We start from the raw sequence: 20001 nt of genomic DNA on the forward strand, positions 1-20001 counted from the left end.
ACCGGCATCAGGATTTCGTGATTCGCTTCCCGCGGCCCCCCTACCCGCTGAAGTACTTGGCCGTCCGTTCGAGGGTCTTCTCGAAATCCGCTGCCGGATCGAGGAACGCCGCCTCGGCCATGCTCGGGTACTCGTGCACGAAGAGCGCCCGGTGTTCCATCAGGCGGCGGCGGACCCGTGCCGTGAAGGCGTTGTCGCCCTTCGTCTTGGTCGCGAGCTTGTGAAAGACGATCTTGGCCTGGTCGAACGACACGAAGGAGATCTTGTCGATCTTTCCGAGTGCGAACGCCGCGCCTCCCTCGACGAGCTTCTTGAGTTCCTGGAGGGCTTCGTCCTCCTCCTCCGCCGGCTTGATCCCCTTCGACGCGGCCCGCGCGGTGGGCGTGTCCGGCTCCTCCTTCGACAGGACCAGGTCCTTCGCGTAGTCGAGTATCCCGACGTCGGAGGCGAGCCTGAAGTACTTCTGGACGTCGTTCTTCGCTTCGCCGCTGTCAATGAATTCGCTGGCGAACTGGTACATGTCCTTGCCGGCCTGGGCGGCCACCGCGAACTTGTCCTTCACGGTTCCGTGGTAGCCGGCCGCAGGCACGTAGGTGGTGACCCAGCGTGCCATGTTCCGGTACGCCCAGATGTTCCGGGGCATGAGAAGCTTGACCTTCGATCCCAGCCCGAGGACGTTCAGGCCGAACATCGGGACGACGACATCGGTGAGGATGTCCCCGACCGTCGCACCGATCATCCAGGCGATGTCGCTCTTTTCCTGCGGGTTGTAGTACAACTCGGCGTCCCAGCCGACGAGGTTCAGGGCGGCCGCGGTCTTGGGATTCTTGACCTCCACCTCCCCCAGCTGCGTGGGCTCCTTGATGACCCTGCGCTGCCAGTACATGTCCGGGCCGACCTTCTGGGCAGCCAGCCGGTAGGGCAGGCTCCGTTCCTCGCTCAGTTCGCGCTCGTTCACCTCCCAGGCCTTCTCGCGCGCCGCCTGGGTGCCCTCGATGCTCCGGTAGAGCTCCCTCAGATAATCGCTGTTCTGGTTCCCGTACAGTTCGATCCTGAAGTCCCTGGCGAGCTCGGCGGCTCTCCTCACCTTCGCCGGTGCTTCGATCTTGGCCTCCCCCAGGGCGGCCAGGTACTTGACGTCCTCCTGGTCGGAGGTGGTCTGGGCGAAGCGCAGCGCGGCGGGTGCGCCGATCGAGTAGGCGTCGTCCATCGTCATCTCGACGGTTTCGAACTGCGTCATCGAGCAGGACACCGGCACATGGACCCGGGAATGGTCGCTGACGCCGGCGAGGATCAGCCCGGCCCGGTGGAGACAGTTGCCCAGCATGACGTCCGGGCGCAGCAGGAAACCTTCGGCCTGGAGGATCCTGGCCCACGGGAACGAGATGATGACCCAGGATCCCTTGCCGTCGCCGGCGTGGACCTCGCTGCCGGCCTTGACCCACATGTTCCGCATGTCCGTTCCGCCGTTGAGTATGAGGACACGGATTCCGCTGTCCTTGCCCATTTCTCCCGGCAGCAGGCTCAGGTCCGCGCTCTCGATCCGCTGCACGCCGTACAGCGAGTACGGATCGCGTGCGTATGATGCCTCGGTCTTGGTGAAGTCGAATCCGGTTCCTGGTGTGTATCCGGCGGGAATCGGCACCAGGTTCTTGATGTCGTCGAGCAGCAACTGCCCCAGGGTTCCCTCCTGCTTGAGCATTTCCAGGAGAAACGTGATGTAGCCGATGAATCCCGCCTTGACCGGGAAGTCCTTCACCTCGTCCCGCTTCGGAATCTTGATGCGCCCGATGCGCCCGATGCCCGGCAGGGAGATTTCCTTCTCGGTGGGGAACGCCCATTTGCTCAGCCCTTGGAGGGAGGTCTGGGCCTCTCTTTTCGACGCCAGTCCCCAGCCGTACCCCACCTGGACCGAGTCGACCGTCGCCTGCGGGGTGGGGCTCGCCGGATCGAACGCCGTCTGGATGGCGATGCCGGGTATGCCGTCGATCTCATAGGCCTCCAGTTCCCTTTTCTTAGGCGGGGAGGTGTCGTCGACCCCGAAATTCAGGATCTTGCGATGCCACTGGATGGTGGGCCCGTCGGATGCTGGGTGTGGCATGGGTGGCTCCGTGCACATGAGGTGGGTGGTCGTAGTCGGCAGGAATGCGGGCCTGCGCGCTCACCGGACGCGGGAACACGACTGCTGTCCCTGGTTGAAGTCTCCCGGCCTGCCCGGGGGGCGGTATTCCCCTTCCGGTTCCCGGACGGACAGCGCCACCGCCTCCTGGGGTACCGCTTCCGGGCTCTTCATCGCCCGGTTCCCGAACGGGTCGCGTGCTTCCCGTCCGGGCGCCGGTGCGGGCCGATCGGACCCGCACCGGCGCGGGCAGGCTGTTCTGCGGGCCGCCCCGGCGACGAGTGCCGGGCCGCGGGCCCGGTGAACTGGATCGCCTGTGATCCAGGCAGCGACCAGGAGGGTTTCGATGTCCCACGTTGCCTTTTCAAATGTTCCGGCCAGTCGCGGATATCCACTGGAGAATCTCTTCGACGGCGACCGCCTGACGTACTTCCGCACCGACCGGGAGGTAGTGCGCGGGGACTACGTCACGGTGGACCTCCAGACCGTCGAGTACGTCACGAACATCACGCTGAGGTTCGGCGGAGACCTGCTGAACCGCTACCGACCCCCGGCGGCCGAGCTGGAGGTGTCCGCCGACGGCGAGACGTGGAAGAGGGTCGGAGGCGTTTCCTGGGATGTGCTGGACGCGGGAGCCAGCCCCCCGCCGGGAACGGCTCTGGCACGATATGTGCGTCTGCGCTTCACCGGAGCCAGTTCCAACATGGTCGGTGTGAACTCCTTCCGGGTGGAACACGAGCCCGGTCCGCATCAGCCCGAGCGGGTCGACGTCTCGGTGACCCTGGATCAGGATCTCGACTTCTCCGAGCAGGTCCGCTGCTCTCCCGGTTCCGGGAACAAGGTCGCGGCGTTCCACGGACCGGGCGGGCAGCAGGAGGACTCGGGAGAAGAGATGTCCGACCGGCGCGCCCTGGTGCTCGGCCCGGGTGAGCGGATATCGGACATCGCCTCGGTGGAGCGGGCCGAGGGCGAGGTGACCGGCTGGAGATCCGTTCGTCCCTTCACCCTGGCTGCCGAGCAGGACGATCGCGTGTTCCAGCTCCTGGTGGCCGAGACCGGGCGGAAGAACGCGGCCAGGGTGCTGGGGTTCCTGAACTGCTACAACCGCGGCCTGCTTTTCTCGCAGATGTCCGACGCGGACGGCGGCTGGACCGAGCCCCAGCACCTGTTCGACCCGTTCCACTCGGTACGGTTGGCCCACGGCGAGCAGGTCGGCTCGGTCCTGCACGCCCTCCGGGAGAGGGCCGACGACCAGGGCCTGGAGCTGGTGCTCGCCTTCCTGCGGGACGACTTCGAGGACGGTCGGCCCCGTTGTTCCGCTCTCGACGTCTCCGGGCTCGGGATCGTCAGCGACGACTACGACCTGATTCCCCTCCTGGACGGACGCTGTCTCCTGCTGGCGGCGGCGGACCGCACGCTGAAGTCATGGACGATCGAGCGCGACGGGCCGAACAGCGCACCGCGTCTCGTCGAGGAAGAACCGTTCTCCTCGGCCGACTGGGACGTCCACTCGGTCATGGGCGGCTTCGAGACGGGCTACGACACGGACGCGGCCCGGCTCCTGTACACCGATGTCGATTCGGCGCTGTGGACGTGCACGTACGAATATGATCCGGAGAGCGGTTCGGGCCTCCGCTTCTACGGCAAGGAACTGCTCAACGGCGGTGGCGAGAGCCTGCTCAACGGCAATGGCAACAAGGTGGAAGCGGTTTTCCACCAGCCGGACCTCGACGACGGAAGAGCTGTCTACTCGCTGGGAACCTCCGCGGACGATGCCCCCGGAACGCAGGTCTGGGTGTCCCGGCACCTGGTGCCCTCGGGGGAGGGGCGTCCTCCCGAGGAGTGGACGCGTCCCGTGCCGCTGAGATCAGGGTCGATCCGGATGTCCGTGGCCGACACGGACCACTCCTCGTACTTTCTGTGGGACGGGGACGGCGGCAACCTGCGCCTGCACCACCAGGACTTCAGGACCGGACTGTGGCAGCAGTCCCGGGTGGCGGTGGCCGGACAGGACGCCACCGAGGTCGCCCGCTACCGGTTGGCGGCGACGGTGGTCGACGCGGCGGGGGCGCCCGTCCCGGACTTCCCGGTCGCACTGGCCGTTCCCGCGGACGGGCCGGCCTGCGAGGCCGTCGTCCAGGGCCGGACGCGGTGGGTCACCGGGAAGGCCGCGCCGGTGTGGACCGACGGCCTGGGGAAGGTGACGGTCAGCGTCGCCCCCGAGGGGCTGGTGGCTCCCGAATTCCGGCTGGAGGTGCCGGGCCTGTCCGATGATGTTCCGCTCAAGCCGGCCGAGGAGGTCCAGCAGTACCTCGCCGGGGAGAAGGACGACCTCAACCCCACCAACCCCGGGGGACCGCTGCCGCGGTTCGACGAACAGGGCAGCGCCCTCAAGACCCTGGCTCCCGACCTGAGCGACGAACAGGCCGCGCAGGCCGCCCAGTGCATCCGGTACGCCATGCTCGGCTCGGACGCGCCCTGCGAGGCCTTCGAGGTGAATCTGGTGCGGGGGACGGACGGGACGATCGTCCCCGTCCTGACGCCGCATACCCTCGACAGTCTGAACGAGGCGAGGCGTGCCGCCGGCGTGGCGGCACCGGGGCAGGCACAGAGCTGGCTGCGGCGCATGGCGGGGGACCTCTGGGAAGGCATCGCCAGCGGCGTGCTCGTCGTCAGGACGTTCCTCGTCGACACCGTCAACAAGGTCATCGACATCGTGGCCGCTGCGGGGGAGGAGATCATCCGCCTCGCCGGCGTCGCGTGGAACGGCATTCTGGGACTCGGTCGCCTGGCCGAGAGCGTGGTCGCCGGGATCGGTGTCGCCGTGACCGCTGCCGTCGACTGGCTGAAGGCGGTCTTCGATCTCGACCACGTCCGCAACACCCAGAAGGCGCTCCAGGAGGCCCTTACCCGCTCGTTCGCGAGCCTGCAGACAGCGATCGCCTACTACGGCAGGCTGGGTGACGAATGGTTCGAGGAGCAGGAGGCGGAGATTCGTCAGTCCTTCGCCGAGGCGCGTGAGAAGTGGGGCGACAAGTCCGTCGGTGAGCCCGAACCCACGGACGAGGTCGGGCCGGGGGAGCGTGGCATCGGTTCCGACACCCATGCGAACTGGATGGCCGAGAAGACGGAGTCCCACCGGCCCGAAACGCCCCTGCTCCGGCTTCCCGAGGACATCCTGCGGGAGTTCGCGGAGAAGATCACGGAAGCGGTCGGCGACATCGCCGGAGGAATCGTCGATGCCTTCGACGCTCTCGCGGACGCCTTCACCAGCCCGGAAGGCTTCGGTGCGCTCACGGTCACCGCGCTGCTGGACGCGCTGGAGCAGATCGTGACCGCCGCGTTCCGCGCCGGTGCCGCCACCATGCGAGCGGTTCTTTCCCTCCTCTCGTACCTCGTCGAGCAGCTGGATCTGTACCTGAAGGCCCCGCTCTACCTTCCCTGGCCGCTGGACAAGGTCTGGACGTGGGCCGCGGGACCCGGGCTGAGTCCCAGCATCGGCGCGCTGGTGAGCCTGGTGGCCGCGTTCCCCGCGACGATCGGGTACAAGATCGCCGTCGGCGATCCCAGCAGGCAGCCCTTCCCCGGCGGCAGACTCGTCGCCCCCGCGCGGGCCGGCCGACAGGGTGCGCTGGGCAGCCCGGAGAGCGGCATCGTACTGGGCGTCCTCCAGATCGCCGACGCGCTGGTGTCCTCCGGGTGCGACGCCTACGAGGTGAAGCAGACCTGGCTGGATCCTACCGACCCCGGCCCCGCCATGAAGGTGGGCCTGGCCGAACTCGGGTACTACATGCCGCAGTTCGGGTTGCTGCTCGCTGCCGAATGGGGAAGCGAGGACGCCTGGGACCAGGGGATGCTGGCGTTCGACCTCGTCACCACCGCCCTTTCCCTCGGCAGTCGCACGATCAAGCGGTGCACCGTGGGTGCCTTGGACTGGGCGGCTTCGCTGGCCGAGACCATCGCCGGGCTGGTCAGCTGCGGCTGCAGCGTCAAGCTGCTGCTGGCGGCGGAGAGCGACGATGCGACCTATCTCGCCTGGGCGGGTGTCGTCGGAGCGATCCCCGACATCTTCGGCCACCTCACCAGCGTGGCCGGGTCGCTTCCCGGACCGAAGGGAGGGGTCGTCCTCGCGGGGAAGGCGGGGATCAACGTCCTCAGCTCGGTCGCGGAAGGCGCGCTGAGCATCAGCGGATACAACGCTCGCCTCGCCACCTGACGATGCGTTCCGGTCCGGCTGCCCGCGATGACGTGCCATCGCGGGCAGCCGGACCTGCGGGCTGCTACGAGCGGCCGCAGAAGACGCCGATGGATCTCACGCCGGCAAGGTCGAGGTTGCTCACGCCGAGCGTGGTGACTCGCTGTTCGCTTCCCTCGAAGGAGGGCCCGTCGTTGAGGACCCAGCCGCACTTGAAGGTCTCGTAGCGGAGGGGATTGCGCACCGACTTGGGCTTTCCGGGCAGTTTGACGTCGAGTTCGATTCGGGGGGTGAACGAATTCATCTGGACACCCTCGTCCACGGCGTAAAGGACCTCTCCGGTACCTCCCGCGCCGGAGAACAGGCACAGCTGGCCAGGTCGGCAGAGCAGGTCGTTGGTGGTGCTGTCGGCAAAGCTGGTGGCAGGGCTTGCGGAAGCTGAGAGGCCGAGAGCGGCCACGGCCACAAGGACAGTTCGAGTGACGCGATTACGCATGGGGAAACTCCATTCGTCGGGCCATGTGATCTCGTGGATCAATGTCATGGTTCTTGAAGGCTAGCGATGTCATTCCGGCTGGTTGCCTGCAGCTGGGGAATTTCGTTCACCACGGGCCCGGCCATCCGGATGGAGCAAACCCCAATCCCGTCGCGGCATGCTCGAACCGGTGCGTCAGGCAGTCACGCGCCGGGGTGGGTGAGGTGGACGCCGCCCCCGGGTGGCCCGGTCCGCCGCGTGGGGAGGCGGTCGGAGAACAGTTCCTCCGTCCGTACGCCCAGAGCGGTGGCGATCCTCCACGCGGTGATCGGCTTCGCCCCGCGCTGGCCGCGCAGAAGCTGTGAGAGGAACGCCTGGGACGTCTGCGCCCGCACCGCGAGGCTGCGCTGCGACAGTCCTTGAAGATTCATCAGATCTTTGATCTGGTCAACGTTGTGCACGTACATGATGCAGTCCTTGGACAGAGGTGGGCCGCGGACGGGTGGGCGTCGTCGCGGACGTGCAGCAGGATAGCTCTCGGTGATTCGCACGCACGATCGATTGCGGTGCGGACTTTCCGTGGCGGTACCGCTGCTCGCTGAAATGGGAGGGGCCTCGGGCCGACTGTCCATCGGAGCCCGCGGCATATGCCATCAGTTCGGTCGGCAGAGGTGGCGAGGCGCCTCTGCCGCTGGGCAGGTCGGCGTGCGAATCGCTTCCTTCCTGGGAGGTAGCGTGGGGGTGGCGTCCCGGTGGCGCGCCGCGCTACCACGGCGCCACCCCGCGGCCCCCCCCGAGGCTCATCCGATGGGTCGACCCATCGGCGACTTTCGGAAAATGTCGATGGAAATCGCTCATGACACTTTTTTGGAAATGAATATCAGCTGGGGTGATGATCGCGCGACGCGTTGACGTGCGCGTTCGAGTCCCGGCTGCCGGTCGAACCGGTTCCTTGCTCCGCCGCCCGGTCCCACCGGCAGCCCTTGCCGGGGAGAGGGCGAGGGCCGTCCCACTGCACGGCAAGCCGGTCGAGAGCGGCCTGCGTGGCCCAGAGGCTGGCCTCGCCCGGAACACCGTGCCACCAGCGCTGGACGGTCGAGTGAAGACGCTCGTCCAACACGCCGTCACCGACAGCCCGCTCGTCAGGGGAGGCTCCGGCAGTCCGGCCGTACTGTCTCGCCACGCTCGTGAAGACGGGCGCGGCCCGGGCGGTCGCCGGGCAGCAATCGGCAGGCGTTCCGCCCCATCGCCAGCGCGGAGCGGCGCAGCTGAGTCGCCTCATCACCCGGTCGATGGCTGTGACGAGTTATGGGGACTGCTCGTTCCTCGCCAGTACTCCGCGCAAGCGTCCCAAACCATCGAGCAGGCCCGCCAGGAGGTGGGCGCGGTCCGCGTGTCCCCACGTGGCCGGCGGGTCCTCCAGTTCCAGCCAGTGGCAACCGCGCCTCTTCGATCGCCGCCCGCCGTGCGGGTGTTCCGTCGCCGTAACAGGTCGTGCAGTGCGGTCGCACCTGGTGTTTGCGCAGGGCACGGGTGAAACTGGAGTAGACGCCCGGGTATCCCAGCTTGATGGTCTCCTTGAACAGCACGGTCGCTGGCAGGTGCGGATCATCTGCGAGCCGTTGACGACAGTACGGGACGAACCGGAGGAATACGTCCCGGTTGCTCCTGCGGACCCCGGCGACCCGCTCTCCTCGCAGATAGGTTCTCACCGTTTTTCGGTCGCGGCCGAGGTGTCGGGCAATCGCCGAGATCGACCATCCCAGGCCGCAGAGTTCTAGCACGTCATCGTATTCCTTCTCGGTGAGCAATCCACACCCCTCATTAGCCCGGACGCGATGCCCGTCATGTACATTCGGATTTGATCGGTGTTCACTTCGGCGGAGCCCTCGCCTCCGAAGTTTCGAGAGCGGGTCAGGGGCAGCGGACCAGCGAATAGAGGCAGTCGACCCACGCGAAGCCGGCGTTGTCGAGCAACCGCTGAAGGGAGACGAGGCCGTCGGGATCCTCCAGGTGGCCTTCGGAGATCCTGGCGATCACCTCGACTGCGCCGCACGAGCGCATTTCCGCGAGGCACTGCTGGAGCAATTCGCGGCCCAGACCGTGTCCTCGGTGTCCGGGCGTGACCCTCAGGAACCACAGTTCGGCGGTGTCTTCGAGCGGTGCGGTGATGTAGGCCTCTCCGGTGAGTTCTCCGTCGGTGTGCGTCATCTCGAGCCGCCAGCCGGGCGGGCTGGTCCACGGTACTTTCTGCGCCACCGGATATGCCTGACCCGCGGGTCTGGCATGGGGGGCATGCCAGTAGTAGTTCTTGTCGAGCGAGCTGAAGCCCGCGCTTTCCAGCGCCCGGAACGTGACGATCCTCCTGCGGATCGGGATGCCGTTCATCGCCAGCGGCGATCGCGTCCCGAACGGGAACGCCGTGAGTCGTCGGCCGGACCCGAAGTGGCAGCGAACGTGATCGAGCAGTGCGGCGGTGATCTCCGGGTCCTCCTCGGAGTGCATCCACAGCAGGGTTCCCGTGCCGTTCGATCTGTTCGTGGCGTAGGAGGCTACTCCGGTGACGGTTCCGGTCGCGTCGGTGGTGACCACCGTGTACGGGTCGGTGAATCCTTCCGCGGCGACCAGGTGAGCCGCTCCGGATCGGGTTGCGTGCCTCAGGTCCGAGACGTGCACGGCCGGCTGGCCCGGCAGGCGGTCGGCGTGGACCAGGTTCAGCACCGACGACTCGTCCTCGTCCCGGTACAGGCGAAGTGCTTCCCTGTTGCGAAATCTGGACCGAAGCAGATTCATGCTCTCTTCCTCCCGATGACGTCGATCCGCCTGAGGCGAATGCCATGTACGAATTTCATGGATGTCGGAACGGCCTGGCGGCCTGGGGCCTCAGATGTGCCCCTCTCTGATGGCCCAGGCCACGGCCTGGACCCTGTTGTTAAGACCGAGCCTGGTGATGAGAACGCTGAAGACACTCTTGACGGTTCGCTCCGAGAAACCGACCTTGAGGGCGATCTCGGTGTTGGAGAGGCCGTCCGCGGACAGAGACAGGAAGAGCCTTTCGCGTTCCGTCAGGACGTCGATCGCCGGTCTCCGCTGGGACTGCGAGTTCATCCTGGAGACCTGGTTGAGCAAATGACTGAGCAGATCGCCGGGGATGTCCGCCTCACCACGGGACACCGCGCTGATGACGCCGGCGAGCCTGTCCGGATCGGCCTGTGTGCGCGGGAGGAGGGCCAGAACTCCCGTGGCGGCGGCCAGGGCGAGATCGGCGTCGTCGAACCGGTCGAGCAGGAGGGCTGTGTGCGGGGGAGCGGCCTGGTTCAGCTTCCTGAGCAGCCTGGCTGTCGACTCGTCGAGGGTGGCGGACACCACGAGATTCACACCGACGGGTTGTGACCCGCCATCCGTGACGCAGATGTGGGGAAAGCGGAGGAGCTCGCTCGACACCCCGGCCCGAACGATCGGATCATTGGTGTGGATCCGTACCGAGATGAGATCCATGGCTGCCTCGTACCCTCCCTGGTGGACAACCTGACTCCCTTGCGAATTGATTCAGCGGCAATCAAAGATCTTTGACGATCTGTCACGAGAGAAGCGCACGCCATGAGAGTGTCGGTGCGGCGGTGCGATCTCGCACCGAAATGGAGTTGGCTTCTCCGCCGCGGCAGGCCTGTGCGCATGGGCCGGAACGCGGCGGAGGCGCTGGAACGCCGAGCATTCCAGCCCCTCATAGTCATCACAACCGGGCTTCGCTCGCAAGGCTGTTGCCGTTTCGAACCACCGTCGGTTATCACCCGCGCCAGCGCGACGTCGGCTTGCCGGAGCGCCGCGGCACGGCCCGTGGGTCGGCTGGACAGGGCATGAAAGTTATAGGCCTGCCGCCGCGTTATCGGCGTGGTGTGCGTATGGCACAGGGGACGCGCCCCCGGTCGGAGAACGGCCACATGCCGTGGTTCGCACACAGCTACGCCGCCGACCCGGACTCGGTCCTCGATGTCGTGCTGCGCATGACCGGGTCGCGCGGTCAGATCACCGTGCCTGACCAGCGGTTCGTCAGGTGGCGGGGAGCACGGCTGTGTGAGGACCCTGGCAGGGGCGCGGTGCTCCAGGGCCTCCAAGGAGGGCCTGACGGGCGATAGCCTTGGGCAGCCCGGGGAGCGAGCAGCCCGGGCGCCCCGGGAGAACGAGCGTGATGGAAGAAGGACAGGGCCCGGCCGCTCCAGGACCTGGCCGCCACCCAGGAGGCGGCTACGCGTCTCGGCCCGCTCGCCGCGACCACCGCCGACCGGCAGCCGCCCGCGCCGATCCGCGGCGACCCGGTGCTCAGCGCCGTGGACCTGCCCACCGCCAACGATGGCCGGCCCCTCTCGTTCACTGTCCGCGTGCCCCGGCTGGTCGTCGTCACCGGCCCGAATGGCAGTGGGAAGTCCACCCTCCTCGCCCAGTTGGCCGGACGGCTACCGACCGCCTCGGGCCGGGCGCTGCTGGGCGCCGCCCCCGTCGCGGACCTGCCCGCCGATGCGGTCGCCGAGGCGCTCACCCTGGTCGAGGCCCGACGGCCGGCTCGCCGACACCACCATTGCGGCGAACCTGTGCCCGGCCGCACCCCTCGCCGACCCGGAGCAGTTGTGTGCCGCCCTGGCCGTGGTCGGCCTCGCCGTTCTGCCCCGGGACACCCCGGTCGGCCCCGCCGGCCGCGCGCTCTCCCAAGGACAGCGCCGCCGCCTCGCCAACGCCCGCGCGGTCCTGCGCCGGCCCCGCATCCCGCTCTTCGACGAACCCACCGCCGCCCTCGGCAACCCGACCGCTGACGCCCTCCTGCGCGCCATACGCAAAGCCCTGCCCGACTCGGCACCCGTTCTCGCCCTACAGGACCAAGACCTCACCCTGCTCCCTGGCACCCGGACAACTACCATCGACCTGACCGGCACGACGACCCCTCAGCCGGCTGAAGTTCCACCCCGCGGCTGGACACGTTGTCTCTACGCCGCGAGGCTGTGACCTTGCCGGAGCCGCTGGCGGGTCTCGAGCGGCGTGAGGTAGCCCCACTCGGGGTGTTTGCGTAGCCGCCTGCGGTTATAGAAGGTCTCGATGAAGGAGAAGGCCTCCGCCCGGGCGGTGGCGCGGTCGGGCCAGACCCGGGTGCCGATCTCCCTCCTTCAGTATGGCGAAGAAGCTCTCGGCGGCGGCGTTATCGTAACAGGATCCGACTCGTCCCATCGACTGCCTCATGTTCAACTTGGTTATTTCAGAGAGGAATTCACTCGACGTATATTCGCTGCCGTGGTCCGTGTGGAAGACGCATCCGCGTTCCGGAGCACCTCGACCGGCGGCCATCCCCAGTGTGGCCACCGGCAGTTCGGCGCGGCGGTGGTCGGCCATTGCGTAACCGACCACCTCACGGGTGGCCAGGTCGATGCAGGTCGCCAGGTAGAGCCAGCCCTCCTCGGTCGGCAGGAACGTCATGTCGCCGACCAGCCGCATGCCCGGGCGCGGTGCGATGAAGTCGCGCCCGATCAGGTCCGGTGCGAACGCCGGTTTGCGAGCCTGACGGGTCAGACCGCGTCGACGGCGGCGGGTGACGCCGGCGATGCCACGCTCGCGCATGATCCGCTCCACTTTCTTCCGGTTCACCGCTCGGCCCTGGCGGCGAAGTTCCGCGTGGGTGCGCGGGACGCCGTAAGCGCCCCGGGAGGCGAGATGGATCACCGTGATCTCGGTGGCGAGCAGGTCCTCGGCCCGTTCGCGGACGCGTCGGGCCTGCTCGCCAGCCCGCCACGCATAGAACGAGGAGCGGGCGATCCCCAGTGCTCGGAAGATCCGCTTGACGCCGAAGGCGCCGTGGTGGTCCTCAACGAAACGGAAGCGGATCACCGATTCGTCTCGGCCGCGAAATAGGCGGCCGCCTTGCGGAGGATCTCGATCGTCTTCTGCTGCTCGAGGTTCTGCCGATGCAGCCGGGCGAGTTCCTTGCGCTCGGGGCTCGTCAGCTCGCCGGGCCGGCCCTCGCCCCGGTCCGTGCGGTCCTGCTTCACCAGCCCCGCAGCCCCTCCGGGCTGACCCCCAGCTCCCGGGCTATCTCGGTGACATTCCGGTGCGGAGAAGAGCGGACAAGCGCGACTGCGTCCCGCTTGAACTCCGCTGTGTACCGCTTACTCATGTTGCTGTTGCTTCCCACGTGAAACTGCTTCCCCCAGGCTCACACGTCCCAGTCTCCAGGTGTCCAGCTGCAGGGTGGAACTTCACTGCGGGGCGGGCCGTGGCGGGGGACATGGGCGCCCTGCGCGAGACCGCCTATGTCCTGTGGGCGACAGGGGATGTGGCCTGAGCCGTCACCTTCTACTCACAGGCCGGGGTCGCCGGTGATGTAGGGGCCTGGAGGGAGGGCGGGGAACGGCTCCAGTCGCTGGGCCACGACGACGAGGCGATCCTGATGTACCGGGCGGCGGTGCAGAAGGGCGACGGCCTGAGCGCGAGGCCGCTGGCCGATCTACTGCTGTCGGAGGGCCGGCGGGAAGAGCCGCTGGGGTTCTATCTTCAGGCGGCGGAGCAGGGCGACACGGTGGCGATGCATCAGGCTGCGGCCCTGTTCTGGATGGCGGACTGTGTGGAGGAGACACTGCTGGGGTACGGGAAGGCAACCGACCAGGGCGACGCGGCGTCGCTGGTGCACATCGGGGTGCTGCACCCGGGCAGGGGCGAGGTCGAGGCAGCCCTGGTTGCGTTCACGAAGGCCGCCGATCTTCGGGAGCGCGACGCCTACCGGGAGGCTGAGTGGATGCTGTGGGACTGCGGCCGTCTGGACCGGGCATTCAGCTGGCTCGGTCAACGGGTGGAGAGAGGAGACCGACGAGCGGTGCGGGAGATGGCCGACCTTCTCCGCGAAGTGCGGCGGCTACCCGAAGCCCTGGAGCGGTACCTGCGGTCGGGGCCGACCTGGGAAACCTGTACGCAGCACGCCACGCTGCGCAGCTTCAGTCGCAGCTGGCCTCGCCGACAGCAAGCTAACAAGGGGACGGACTGTGAACCACAGCACACGCCCGCAGCCTCAAGACCTACGCATCCCCATCACCCGGGCCTCCAGCAAGAGGTTAGCGTCACCGACCGGTCCTGTAAGCAGATCAGCGGGGCAGTCGAGCGCTGGGCGATTGTGGTTTACGAGCCAGCCGCCTGGGGCGTGCCCGTGGAGCCGGAATATGACGAATGATCCGACCTTGATCAACTTGATCAAGGTCGACGGCCTGGGGCCTGGCTGCGGTGGGTAATCCTGGAGGCGGTCGCTGCTCAGTAGATGGCAGTGACGGCAAGAGTGCCGATGATCAGTGCGGGGCCGAATGCGATCCGCCGTTGTCGCATGTTGTTGCCCAGCACGACAGCGGCGTGGGCAGCACCGAGTGTGAAAGCTGCGACGAGGCCCCAGAACACAGAACTCCAGCTATGCCAGCCCAGGACGGTGGCCAGCGGCGGGGCTACTTTCAGGTCGCCCATGCTGAGGCCGCCGGCGAGGAGGAGCATGAAGAAGACCGCGCTGGTAATAGCGGCTGCCTCGGCGGCGCGGATCGGCGAGCCGTTGGCACCGCTGGCGGTGGCGGCCCCGAGGGACAGCGCGGTGCCGACGGACGCGGCCGCGGTGAGGTGGTCTGGCAGGCGTCGGACGGAGGCGTCGGTGATGACGAGTACCGCTCCGATGGTCGCCAGCCACAGCTGCGCGGCGGTCACCCACGGCCCGCCGCCGCCATGGAGGGCGGCGGCGAAGCCGACGGCGGCGAGGGCTTCGGGGAGCAGCGGGGCGGGGCCGATGCGGGTGGTGCAGTGGGGGCAGCGGCGGGTGAGGCTGATGGCTCGCAGGTCGCGGGGGCGGGTGGCGTTCAGGGGGTGGTCGCAGTGGGGGCAGGTGCGGCGGGGCAGTGGGTGGCTGGTGGGGGCGGTGTAGTGGAAGGCGAGGGGGCGGACGGCCAGGGCGCCGGTGAGGGCGCCGGCCGCGGCGCCGGTGGCGAGGTGGGTGAGGGGCATGCGGGTCCGTTGGTCAGCGGGTCGTGAGGGGGTGGGGGAGCAGCTGGTGGAGGAGGGCGGCGGTTTCGGCTTCCATGTCGAGGTCGCCGAGTTTGCTGTTGATCCGGGCGAGGGTGGCGGCGGCGGTGCGCAGGGCGTCGGTGTCGCCTGCGGCATGGTGGGCGCGGAAGAGGCAGCGGTGGAGGGTCTCGTTCTCCTCGCCGGCGAGGAGGCCCTGTCGGGCGGCCCAGAGTGCGCCGGGGACGTCCGCGGCGTCGAGGCGGCGGGTGGAGAGCTCGTGGGCGGCGTGGGTGATGGCGGAGACCATGGTCTGGATGGTGGGTTCGGCCCAGGCGTAGCGGGTGGGGTCGATGGCGGCGAAGGGGCGGCCGCGGACGAGGGCGAGGGCGCGGCGCAGGGCGAGGTCGCCGTCCTCGCCGGTGTCGGCCAGGCCGGTGCGGTAGTGGTGGAGGAAGCGGTTCCAGTCGCAGTCGACGGTGTCGGCGAGGCGGTAGCGGTTGTCGTCGGTGTCCTGGACGCGGGGCAGGTGGAGGCCGGTGCCGGGGGTGGTGCCGAGCCAGGAGCGGGCGCGGGAGATGGCGGCGTTGCGGACCTGTTTGCTGACGAGTTGTCCGGGCCACAGGGCGGCGTCGATGGCGTGGTGGTCGGCGCCGGGGTTGATCGCGAGGTAGGCGATGAGCTCGGTGGCGGTGCGGCGGCGGTTGGAGTCGACCTGGCCGGCGGCGTTCTCGATGGCGACGGGGCCCAGCAGCAGGACGGACGGCCCGTCGGGAGCCGGCTCGGGTTCGGGGGCGGGAAGGGAACGCCGGGAGGGGGCCGGGCTCGGGGGCGGGGCCGGGTGGTCGTCCTCGCCGGAGAGGATGTCGGCGAGCGTCGGCCCGGCGGGGACCGGTGGGGCGGGTGTGTGCGGGCGCGGGACCGGTGCGCGGAAGGGCTGCGCGGGTTCGTGCTCTGCGGGCTCGGGGTGTTCGTCGGTGTCGGCGAGTTCGTCTTCCATCTCGGCGTACTCGGCGGGCAGCGCGTCGCAGGCCCCCTCGACGGCGGGGAGAGCCAGCGGTTGTCCGCCGGCTTCGCCGGGGTCGGTGAGCCAGCCGGGCGCAGGGACGTCGGCGGGGTCGGCGGCGAGGGCGAGGATACCGACGGCGTCGGCGAAGTGCTCGTCGGTCAGGCCCTGGAGGGTGACGGGGAGCTGGGAGCCCGGCAGGACGACTGCGGACGCGTCGGGCGGGCAGTGCAGCGTCCAGCCGCGGCCCGGCAGGGGCGGGGCGGATGCGGTGACGACCGCCGCAGCGGTGCGGGGCCGGTCGGTGAGGGCGGTGAGCAGCCGGTCGCCGTTCTCGCCGTCGGGCAGGGCGGCGGCCAGGAGGATCCGAGGGGACCAGGAGTCGGAGGCGTCGGCCAGCCGCGCGGCCCGCAGGGACCCGGCGCCGACGGCGGCCAGGGCGCGGTGCTGGCCGGCGGCGTGGTCGAGCAGCCGCTCGACGGCCTGCGCCGGGTCGGCGGCGCGGTGGACCCGCTCCGGGACCGCCCGTTCCAGGCCGGGGGCCGAAGCGTCGAGGATCTCGACGTCCAGGTGCGCGGGCAGCGGGCTGGTGGCGAGCTCGACGGCGACGGCCTGCAGCATGTACCGGGCCGTGGCCGGGTCGCCGTCCAGGTGGAGGACGCCGACGTGCTCCAGGTCGACGAGGACCAGGCGCTCGCGGGCGTCACGGCCGATGGAGACCAGGGCCGGGTAGGGGGCGTCGGCCTCCGCGAGGCGCTCGTCGTCGGCGAGGCCGGCGCTGGTGGCCGGGCAGGTCCACAGCCGCTCGGCGGTGGCGGTGAACGGCTCCGCCGGGACGGTGTGGTCGGCCAGGTGGAGGTCGACACGCGACTCGCTCAGTACGACGGCGTCCAGGGCGGGCAGGGCGCGGCCCTGGGCCGCGAGGTTGAGCGCGAGGCTGCGTAGGGCCCGGTCGAGCAGGTCGAATCCGCCCGGGCGCTGGGCGGCGCGCAGGGACTGCTCGGTGGCGGCGGCACGGCCGGTGGGCAGGGGGATGTGGCGCCCGGGGCGCAGGCGGCGCTGCTGGAGGCGGCGGCGCAGCGCGAGGACGCCGATGAAGGCAGCGGCCAGGGCGCCGGCGCCGGCGAAGGCCGCGGCGGGGACGAGCAGGTGCTGCCGGCTCTCCTGCGTGGGCATGGCGGAGGCGCTCGGTCCGGGATCGCCGGGGGCGCTGGTCGCGGGTGCCGGGCGGTCGGGCACGGACGGCGCCTGGCCGGTGGGAGCCGCAGAGGCTGAGGTGGCCGGTGCGGGCCGGCCCTGGGCCGCGGGGGCGTCCTGGCGGCGGCCGGTATCGGCACCCGGGGCCGTCGGAGCGGGCGCGGGTGCGGGCGTGGCGGAGGCCTCCGGGACGGTCGCGGAGGGCTCGGCGTCCGCGGGCGGGGCCGACGCGGCCGGGGGGAGGTCGAGGACCTGGCCGGGGTAGACGAGGTCGGGGTCGGTGAAGTGCCCGCCGCCGGGCTGAGGCGTGCCCTCGTTGGCGGTGAAGACCCGGGGCCACTGGGTGCCGTCGCCCAGTTCGTGTTCGGCGATCGACCACAGGCTGTCGCCCTTCCGCACGGTGACGTGGGCGGTCCCGGCCGGAGCGGGGCCGGGGGCGGGCTGCGCCGGGACGGCGGCGGGCGTGGTGGCGGTGGGGCCGGCGGGGCGGGCGTCGGCGGGGAGGTTGAGGACGGTGCCGTCCGGGAGGGCCTGGTCGGGCGGGGTGGTGGCGAGCGTGGGGTTGAGGGCGGTGATGTCCGGCCAGCGCTGTCCGTCGCCGAGGTGGCGCACCGCCAGGTCCCACAGCGTCTCGGAGGGGCCCTGGACGGTGTGGGTCGGCCAGCCGGACTCCTGCGTGGCGGTGGTGGTGCCGGTGTTCGGAGCGGCCTGGGCCGGGCCGGCGTTGGTGGCCGGCGCGGGGGCGGGGGTGGCGTTCTCGGGCAGCAGGAGGGTCCAGCCCGGCTGGATGACGTCCGGGCTGAACACGGTGCCGTCGGCCATGGTGCGGCCGGTGTTGAGGGCGGCGATCTCCCGCCAGCGGGTGCCGTCGCCGAGCCGGTCCTCGGCGATCGACCACAGGCTGTCGCGGTCCTGGACGGTGTGGACGGAGCCGTGCGGGGGCGTGGTGTTCTCGGCCGGTGAGGGCACGGCCGCCGCGGGGGCCGGGGCCTGGGAGGCGGTGGCGGCGACGAGGGGGCGGGCGGCGGCGTGCGCGGGGGTGGGGGAGGCGAGCGCGTTGCCGGTGGGCAGGGCGACGAGCACGGCGCCGACGAGGAAGGCGGCCAGGCGCTGCGGGCCGCCGAGGGCGGGCAGCCGCAGGGCGGGGCGGCCGGAGAGCTGGCCGGGGATCTCCAGCAGGACGCACACCGTGAACGCGGCCCAGGCGGTCCAGCCGGCGGCGAGGAGCACGGCGAGCAGGGGGGTGCCGACGTTCTGGTGCCGGGTCAGCAGTCCGGTGAGCTCGGAGGGGCTGACGCCGTGGGGCAGGAGGGTGGTGGTGAACAGCCACAGCAGGGCGGGCAGTCCGGCGAGCAGGGCGAGCAGGACCAGCAGGGCGGCGAGGGCGCGCAGGACGGTGGCCAGGCGGCGCAGGGTATTCATCGGTCGGTCAGCCTTCGGGTGCGGTGACGCCGTGCAGGAGGGTGGCGCCGGCGTGGCCGTCGGCCTGGAGGGTGTCGATGCCGAGGGCCTGGAGGAAGAGGGTCTTGTGCCGGACGGTGACGTGGACGGTGATGCTGGTGCCGTCGGTCCCGGGGGTGACGGTGCTGGCGACGCCGGCGCGGGCGAGGTAGTCGGTGGCGGCGGCGACGGCCCGGGCGGGGTCGATGACGATGTCCTGGCCGGAGACCGCCTTGCCGGGGTCGACGGCCTGGGCGCCGGCGCGTGCGGCCTCGGCCGCGAGGGAGTCGGCGTACTCGATCGAGCGGAGCTTGCCGCCGAGGTCGACGACCAGGCCGATCATGATGAGGGCCCCGGCCAGGGTGATGACCCACCACAGGGTGATGCTGCCTTCGTCCCTGCGGTCGTCGGCGGGCCGGCTGCGGAGTGGGCGGGGCATCAGCGGGCCCTCCAGCGGTCGATGACGGAGGTGAAGGAGGACTTCATGTCCTTGCCGCCGCCGGTCGGGATGCCGAGGTCGGACAGGTTCACGCGGCAGTGCACGGTGGCGGTGACGGCGCCGTACTGGCCGACGGGGGAGGCGAAGCCGGAGGTGTCGACGCGGATGTCGACGGCGGCGCAGTGCAGGTGCTGGTCGCCGAGGGTCTGGCGGGCGGCGGCGGTGGCGCGGTCGGCGGCCTCGGAGGCGTTGCGGGCCAGGGAGGCCTCGCGGGCGGCGTCGGCTGCTGCGGCGTCGACGGCATTGCCGGCCATGATGATGCGCCCGCCGGCGAGGGCGACGGCCAGCAGCAGGAGGGCCACCGGCACCCAGAGGGTGAACTCGATCGCGGCGCTTCCCTCGTCGCCCCTGTTGCGTCGCCGACGTGTTGCCGTCCTGTCCGTCGCGGGAGCAGTGCCTGTCACGGGGTCGTCCACTTCTCGACCGGTCCGCTTGCCTGCTCGGTGATGTTGATGGTGAGTCCGAGCAGGGACGGCGCCTGGCCGCGGATGGTGATGCGGACCTGGTCGGGGGTGGAGCCCTCGCGGCTGGCGGTGCCGTGGTTGAGGGTGCCGTCCAGGCGAGCCAGGACGGTGGTGGCGCGTTGGACGCCGGCGTCGGGGCCGGCGCCGTAGCCGCGGGCGCTTGCGACGCCTTCGCGGGCGGCGGTCGTCGCGGCCTCCTTGGCCAGGTACACGTTGCAGCCCTCGACGACCATGAGCAGCAGGAAGAGGACAGCGGGGAAGCAGATGACCATCTGGAGGCTGGCGTCGCCCGTATCGCCCAGTGCGGCGCGGCGGTGCACCAGCCGGGCGAGTGCGTGGACGGGCGTCAGTATCACCGGTACCTACAGTCCCTTCAGGTCGCCCAGGTGTTTGTCGGCGAGGGCTTTGAACGCGGCGACGGCGGCGACGGCGAAGATCACCCCGGCGACGATCCACATGACGGTGGGGATGTTGACGTCTCCGCGGTCGGGCTCGGCGCGGGCGGCCTCCAGGCGTGCGCGCAGGCGTCGAGCGGTGGTGGCGGTCCAGATCGAGGCGCGCAGGGGGATGTGCTGCAGGCGGTGCATCGGTCGAGGGTT

At 70.0% G+C, this 20001-nt stretch carries 17 protein-coding genes and 1 pseudogene; 4 read left to right on the forward strand and 14 right to left on the reverse strand.

The window, feature by feature from the left end:
• Positions 1–40: 40 nt before the first annotated feature.
• On the reverse strand, positions 41–2101 hold the full coding sequence (locus ACFVSN_RS30350) for a hypothetical protein (protein ID WP_387594116.1): 2061 nt from the start codon (positions 2099–2101) through the stop codon (positions 41–43).
• 364 nt (positions 2102–2465) lie between these two features.
• On the opposite strand from ACFVSN_RS30350, the gene ACFVSN_RS30355 reads away from it, so the two are divergent.
• The gene (locus tag ACFVSN_RS30355; RefSeq protein ID WP_387594118.1) at positions 2466–6335 is read left to right on the forward strand and encodes a discoidin domain-containing protein; all 3870 of its coding nucleotides are present in this window, start codon (positions 2466–2468) and stop codon (positions 6333–6335) included.
• Between the two features lie 64 nt (positions 6336–6399).
• Here the strand turns inward: ACFVSN_RS30355 and ACFVSN_RS30360 are convergent, their stop codons facing one another.
• The 4 genes from ACFVSN_RS30360 to ACFVSN_RS30375 form a co-directional block, all read right to left on the reverse strand.
• Entirely contained in the window at positions 6400–6858 is a 459-nt protein-coding gene (locus ACFVSN_RS30360; protein WP_387594120.1) for a hypothetical protein, read from the reverse strand.
• Between the two features lie 134 nt (positions 6859–6992).
• Positions 6993–7256, reverse strand: a complete 264-nt coding sequence (locus ACFVSN_RS30365) for a helix-turn-helix domain-containing protein (protein ID WP_387594122.1) — start codon at positions 7254–7256, stop codon at positions 6993–6995.
• A 1447-nt stretch (positions 7257–8703) separates the two neighbouring features.
• The gene (locus tag ACFVSN_RS30370; protein ID WP_387594124.1) at positions 8704–9582 is read right to left on the reverse strand and encodes a GNAT family N-acetyltransferase; all 879 of its coding nucleotides are present in this window, start codon (positions 9580–9582) and stop codon (positions 8704–8706) included.
• Between the two features lie 90 nt (positions 9583–9672).
• Positions 9673–10287: a LuxR C-terminal-related transcriptional regulator gene (locus ACFVSN_RS30375; protein WP_387594126.1), complete on the reverse strand. Its 615-nt coding sequence runs from the start codon at positions 10285–10287 to the stop codon at positions 9673–9675.
• 830 nt (positions 10288–11117) lie between these two features.
• Here ACFVSN_RS30375 and ACFVSN_RS30380 point away from each other — a divergent pair.
• Together ACFVSN_RS30380 and ACFVSN_RS30385 are read left to right on the forward strand one after the other, a co-directional pair.
• Positions 11118–11291 (forward strand): annotated as a pseudogene (locus ACFVSN_RS30380) (ATP-binding cassette domain-containing protein); the annotation flags it as partial.
• Between the two features lie 13 nt (positions 11292–11304).
• Positions 11305–11787 carry an ATP-binding cassette domain-containing protein gene (locus tag ACFVSN_RS30385; RefSeq protein ID WP_387594128.1) on the forward strand — a complete coding sequence of 161 codons (483 nt, stop codon included), beginning with the start codon at positions 11305–11307 and terminating at the stop codon, positions 11785–11787.
• A gap of 75 nt (positions 11788–11862) precedes the next feature.
• Here the strand turns inward: ACFVSN_RS30385 and ACFVSN_RS30390 are convergent, their stop codons facing one another.
• From ACFVSN_RS30390 to ACFVSN_RS30400, 3 genes are read right to left on the reverse strand one after another with little or no spacing between them, the layout of a single operon-like run.
• Complete coding sequence (locus ACFVSN_RS30390; protein ID WP_387594130.1) at positions 11863–12660, reverse strand: IS3 family transposase; 798 nt, start codon at positions 12658–12660, stop codon at positions 11863–11865.
• Positions 12657–12821: a hypothetical protein gene (locus ACFVSN_RS30395; protein WP_387594132.1), complete on the reverse strand. Its 165-nt coding sequence runs from the start codon at positions 12819–12821 to the stop codon at positions 12657–12659. Before ACFVSN_RS30395 ends, ACFVSN_RS30390 begins: the two co-directional genes overlap by 4 nt.
• Positions 12818–12946, reverse strand: coding sequence for a transposase (locus ACFVSN_RS30400; protein ID WP_387594220.1), 129 nt, complete (start codon positions 12944–12946; stop codon positions 12818–12820). The genes ACFVSN_RS30395 and ACFVSN_RS30400 overlap by 4 nt, the downstream gene beginning before the upstream one ends.
• Positions 12947–13219: 273 nt before the next feature.
• Here ACFVSN_RS30400 and ACFVSN_RS30405 point away from each other — a divergent pair, with 273 nt between their 5' ends.
• Positions 13220–13993: a hypothetical protein gene (locus ACFVSN_RS30405; RefSeq protein ID WP_387594134.1), complete on the forward strand. Its 774-nt coding sequence runs from the start codon at positions 13220–13222 to the stop codon at positions 13991–13993.
• A 77-nt stretch (positions 13994–14070) separates the two neighbouring features.
• On the opposite strand, the gene ACFVSN_RS30410 is transcribed toward ACFVSN_RS30405, so the two are convergent.
• From ACFVSN_RS30410 to ACFVSN_RS30435, 6 genes are read right to left on the reverse strand one after another with little or no spacing between them, the layout of a single operon-like run.
• A complete protein-coding gene (locus ACFVSN_RS30410; RefSeq protein WP_387594136.1) occupies positions 14071–14799 on the reverse strand; it encodes a prepilin peptidase in 729 nt (242 codons plus the stop codon).
• Between the two features lie 13 nt (positions 14800–14812).
• The gene (locus ACFVSN_RS30415) at positions 14813–18421 is read right to left on the reverse strand and encodes a LysM peptidoglycan-binding domain-containing protein (RefSeq protein WP_387956929.1); all 3609 of its coding nucleotides are present in this window, start codon (positions 18419–18421) and stop codon (positions 14813–14815) included.
• Between the two features lie 7 nt (positions 18422–18428).
• Positions 18429–18878, reverse strand: a complete 450-nt coding sequence (locus ACFVSN_RS30420; RefSeq protein WP_387594139.1) for a pilus assembly protein TadG-related protein — start codon at positions 18876–18878, stop codon at positions 18429–18431.
• Entirely contained in the window at positions 18878–19342 is a 465-nt protein-coding gene (locus tag ACFVSN_RS30425) for a TadE/TadG family type IV pilus assembly protein (RefSeq protein WP_387956930.1), read from the reverse strand. The genes ACFVSN_RS30420 and ACFVSN_RS30425 overlap by 1 nt, the downstream gene beginning before the upstream one ends.
• Complete coding sequence (locus ACFVSN_RS30430) at positions 19339–19758, reverse strand: TadE/TadG family type IV pilus assembly protein (RefSeq protein WP_387594143.1); 420 nt, start codon at positions 19756–19758, stop codon at positions 19339–19341. Before ACFVSN_RS30430 ends, ACFVSN_RS30425 begins: the two co-directional genes overlap by 4 nt.
• Before the next feature lie 6 nt (positions 19759–19764).
• Positions 19765–19989, reverse strand: a complete 225-nt coding sequence (locus ACFVSN_RS30435; RefSeq protein ID WP_387594144.1) for a hypothetical protein — start codon at positions 19987–19989, stop codon at positions 19765–19767.
• Between the last annotated feature and the right edge of the window lie 12 nt (positions 19990–20001).

This window comes from Kitasatospora sp. NPDC057904, assembly GCF_042887925.1.
Lineage (GTDB): Bacteria > Actinomycetota > Actinomycetes > Streptomycetales > Streptomycetaceae > Kitasatospora.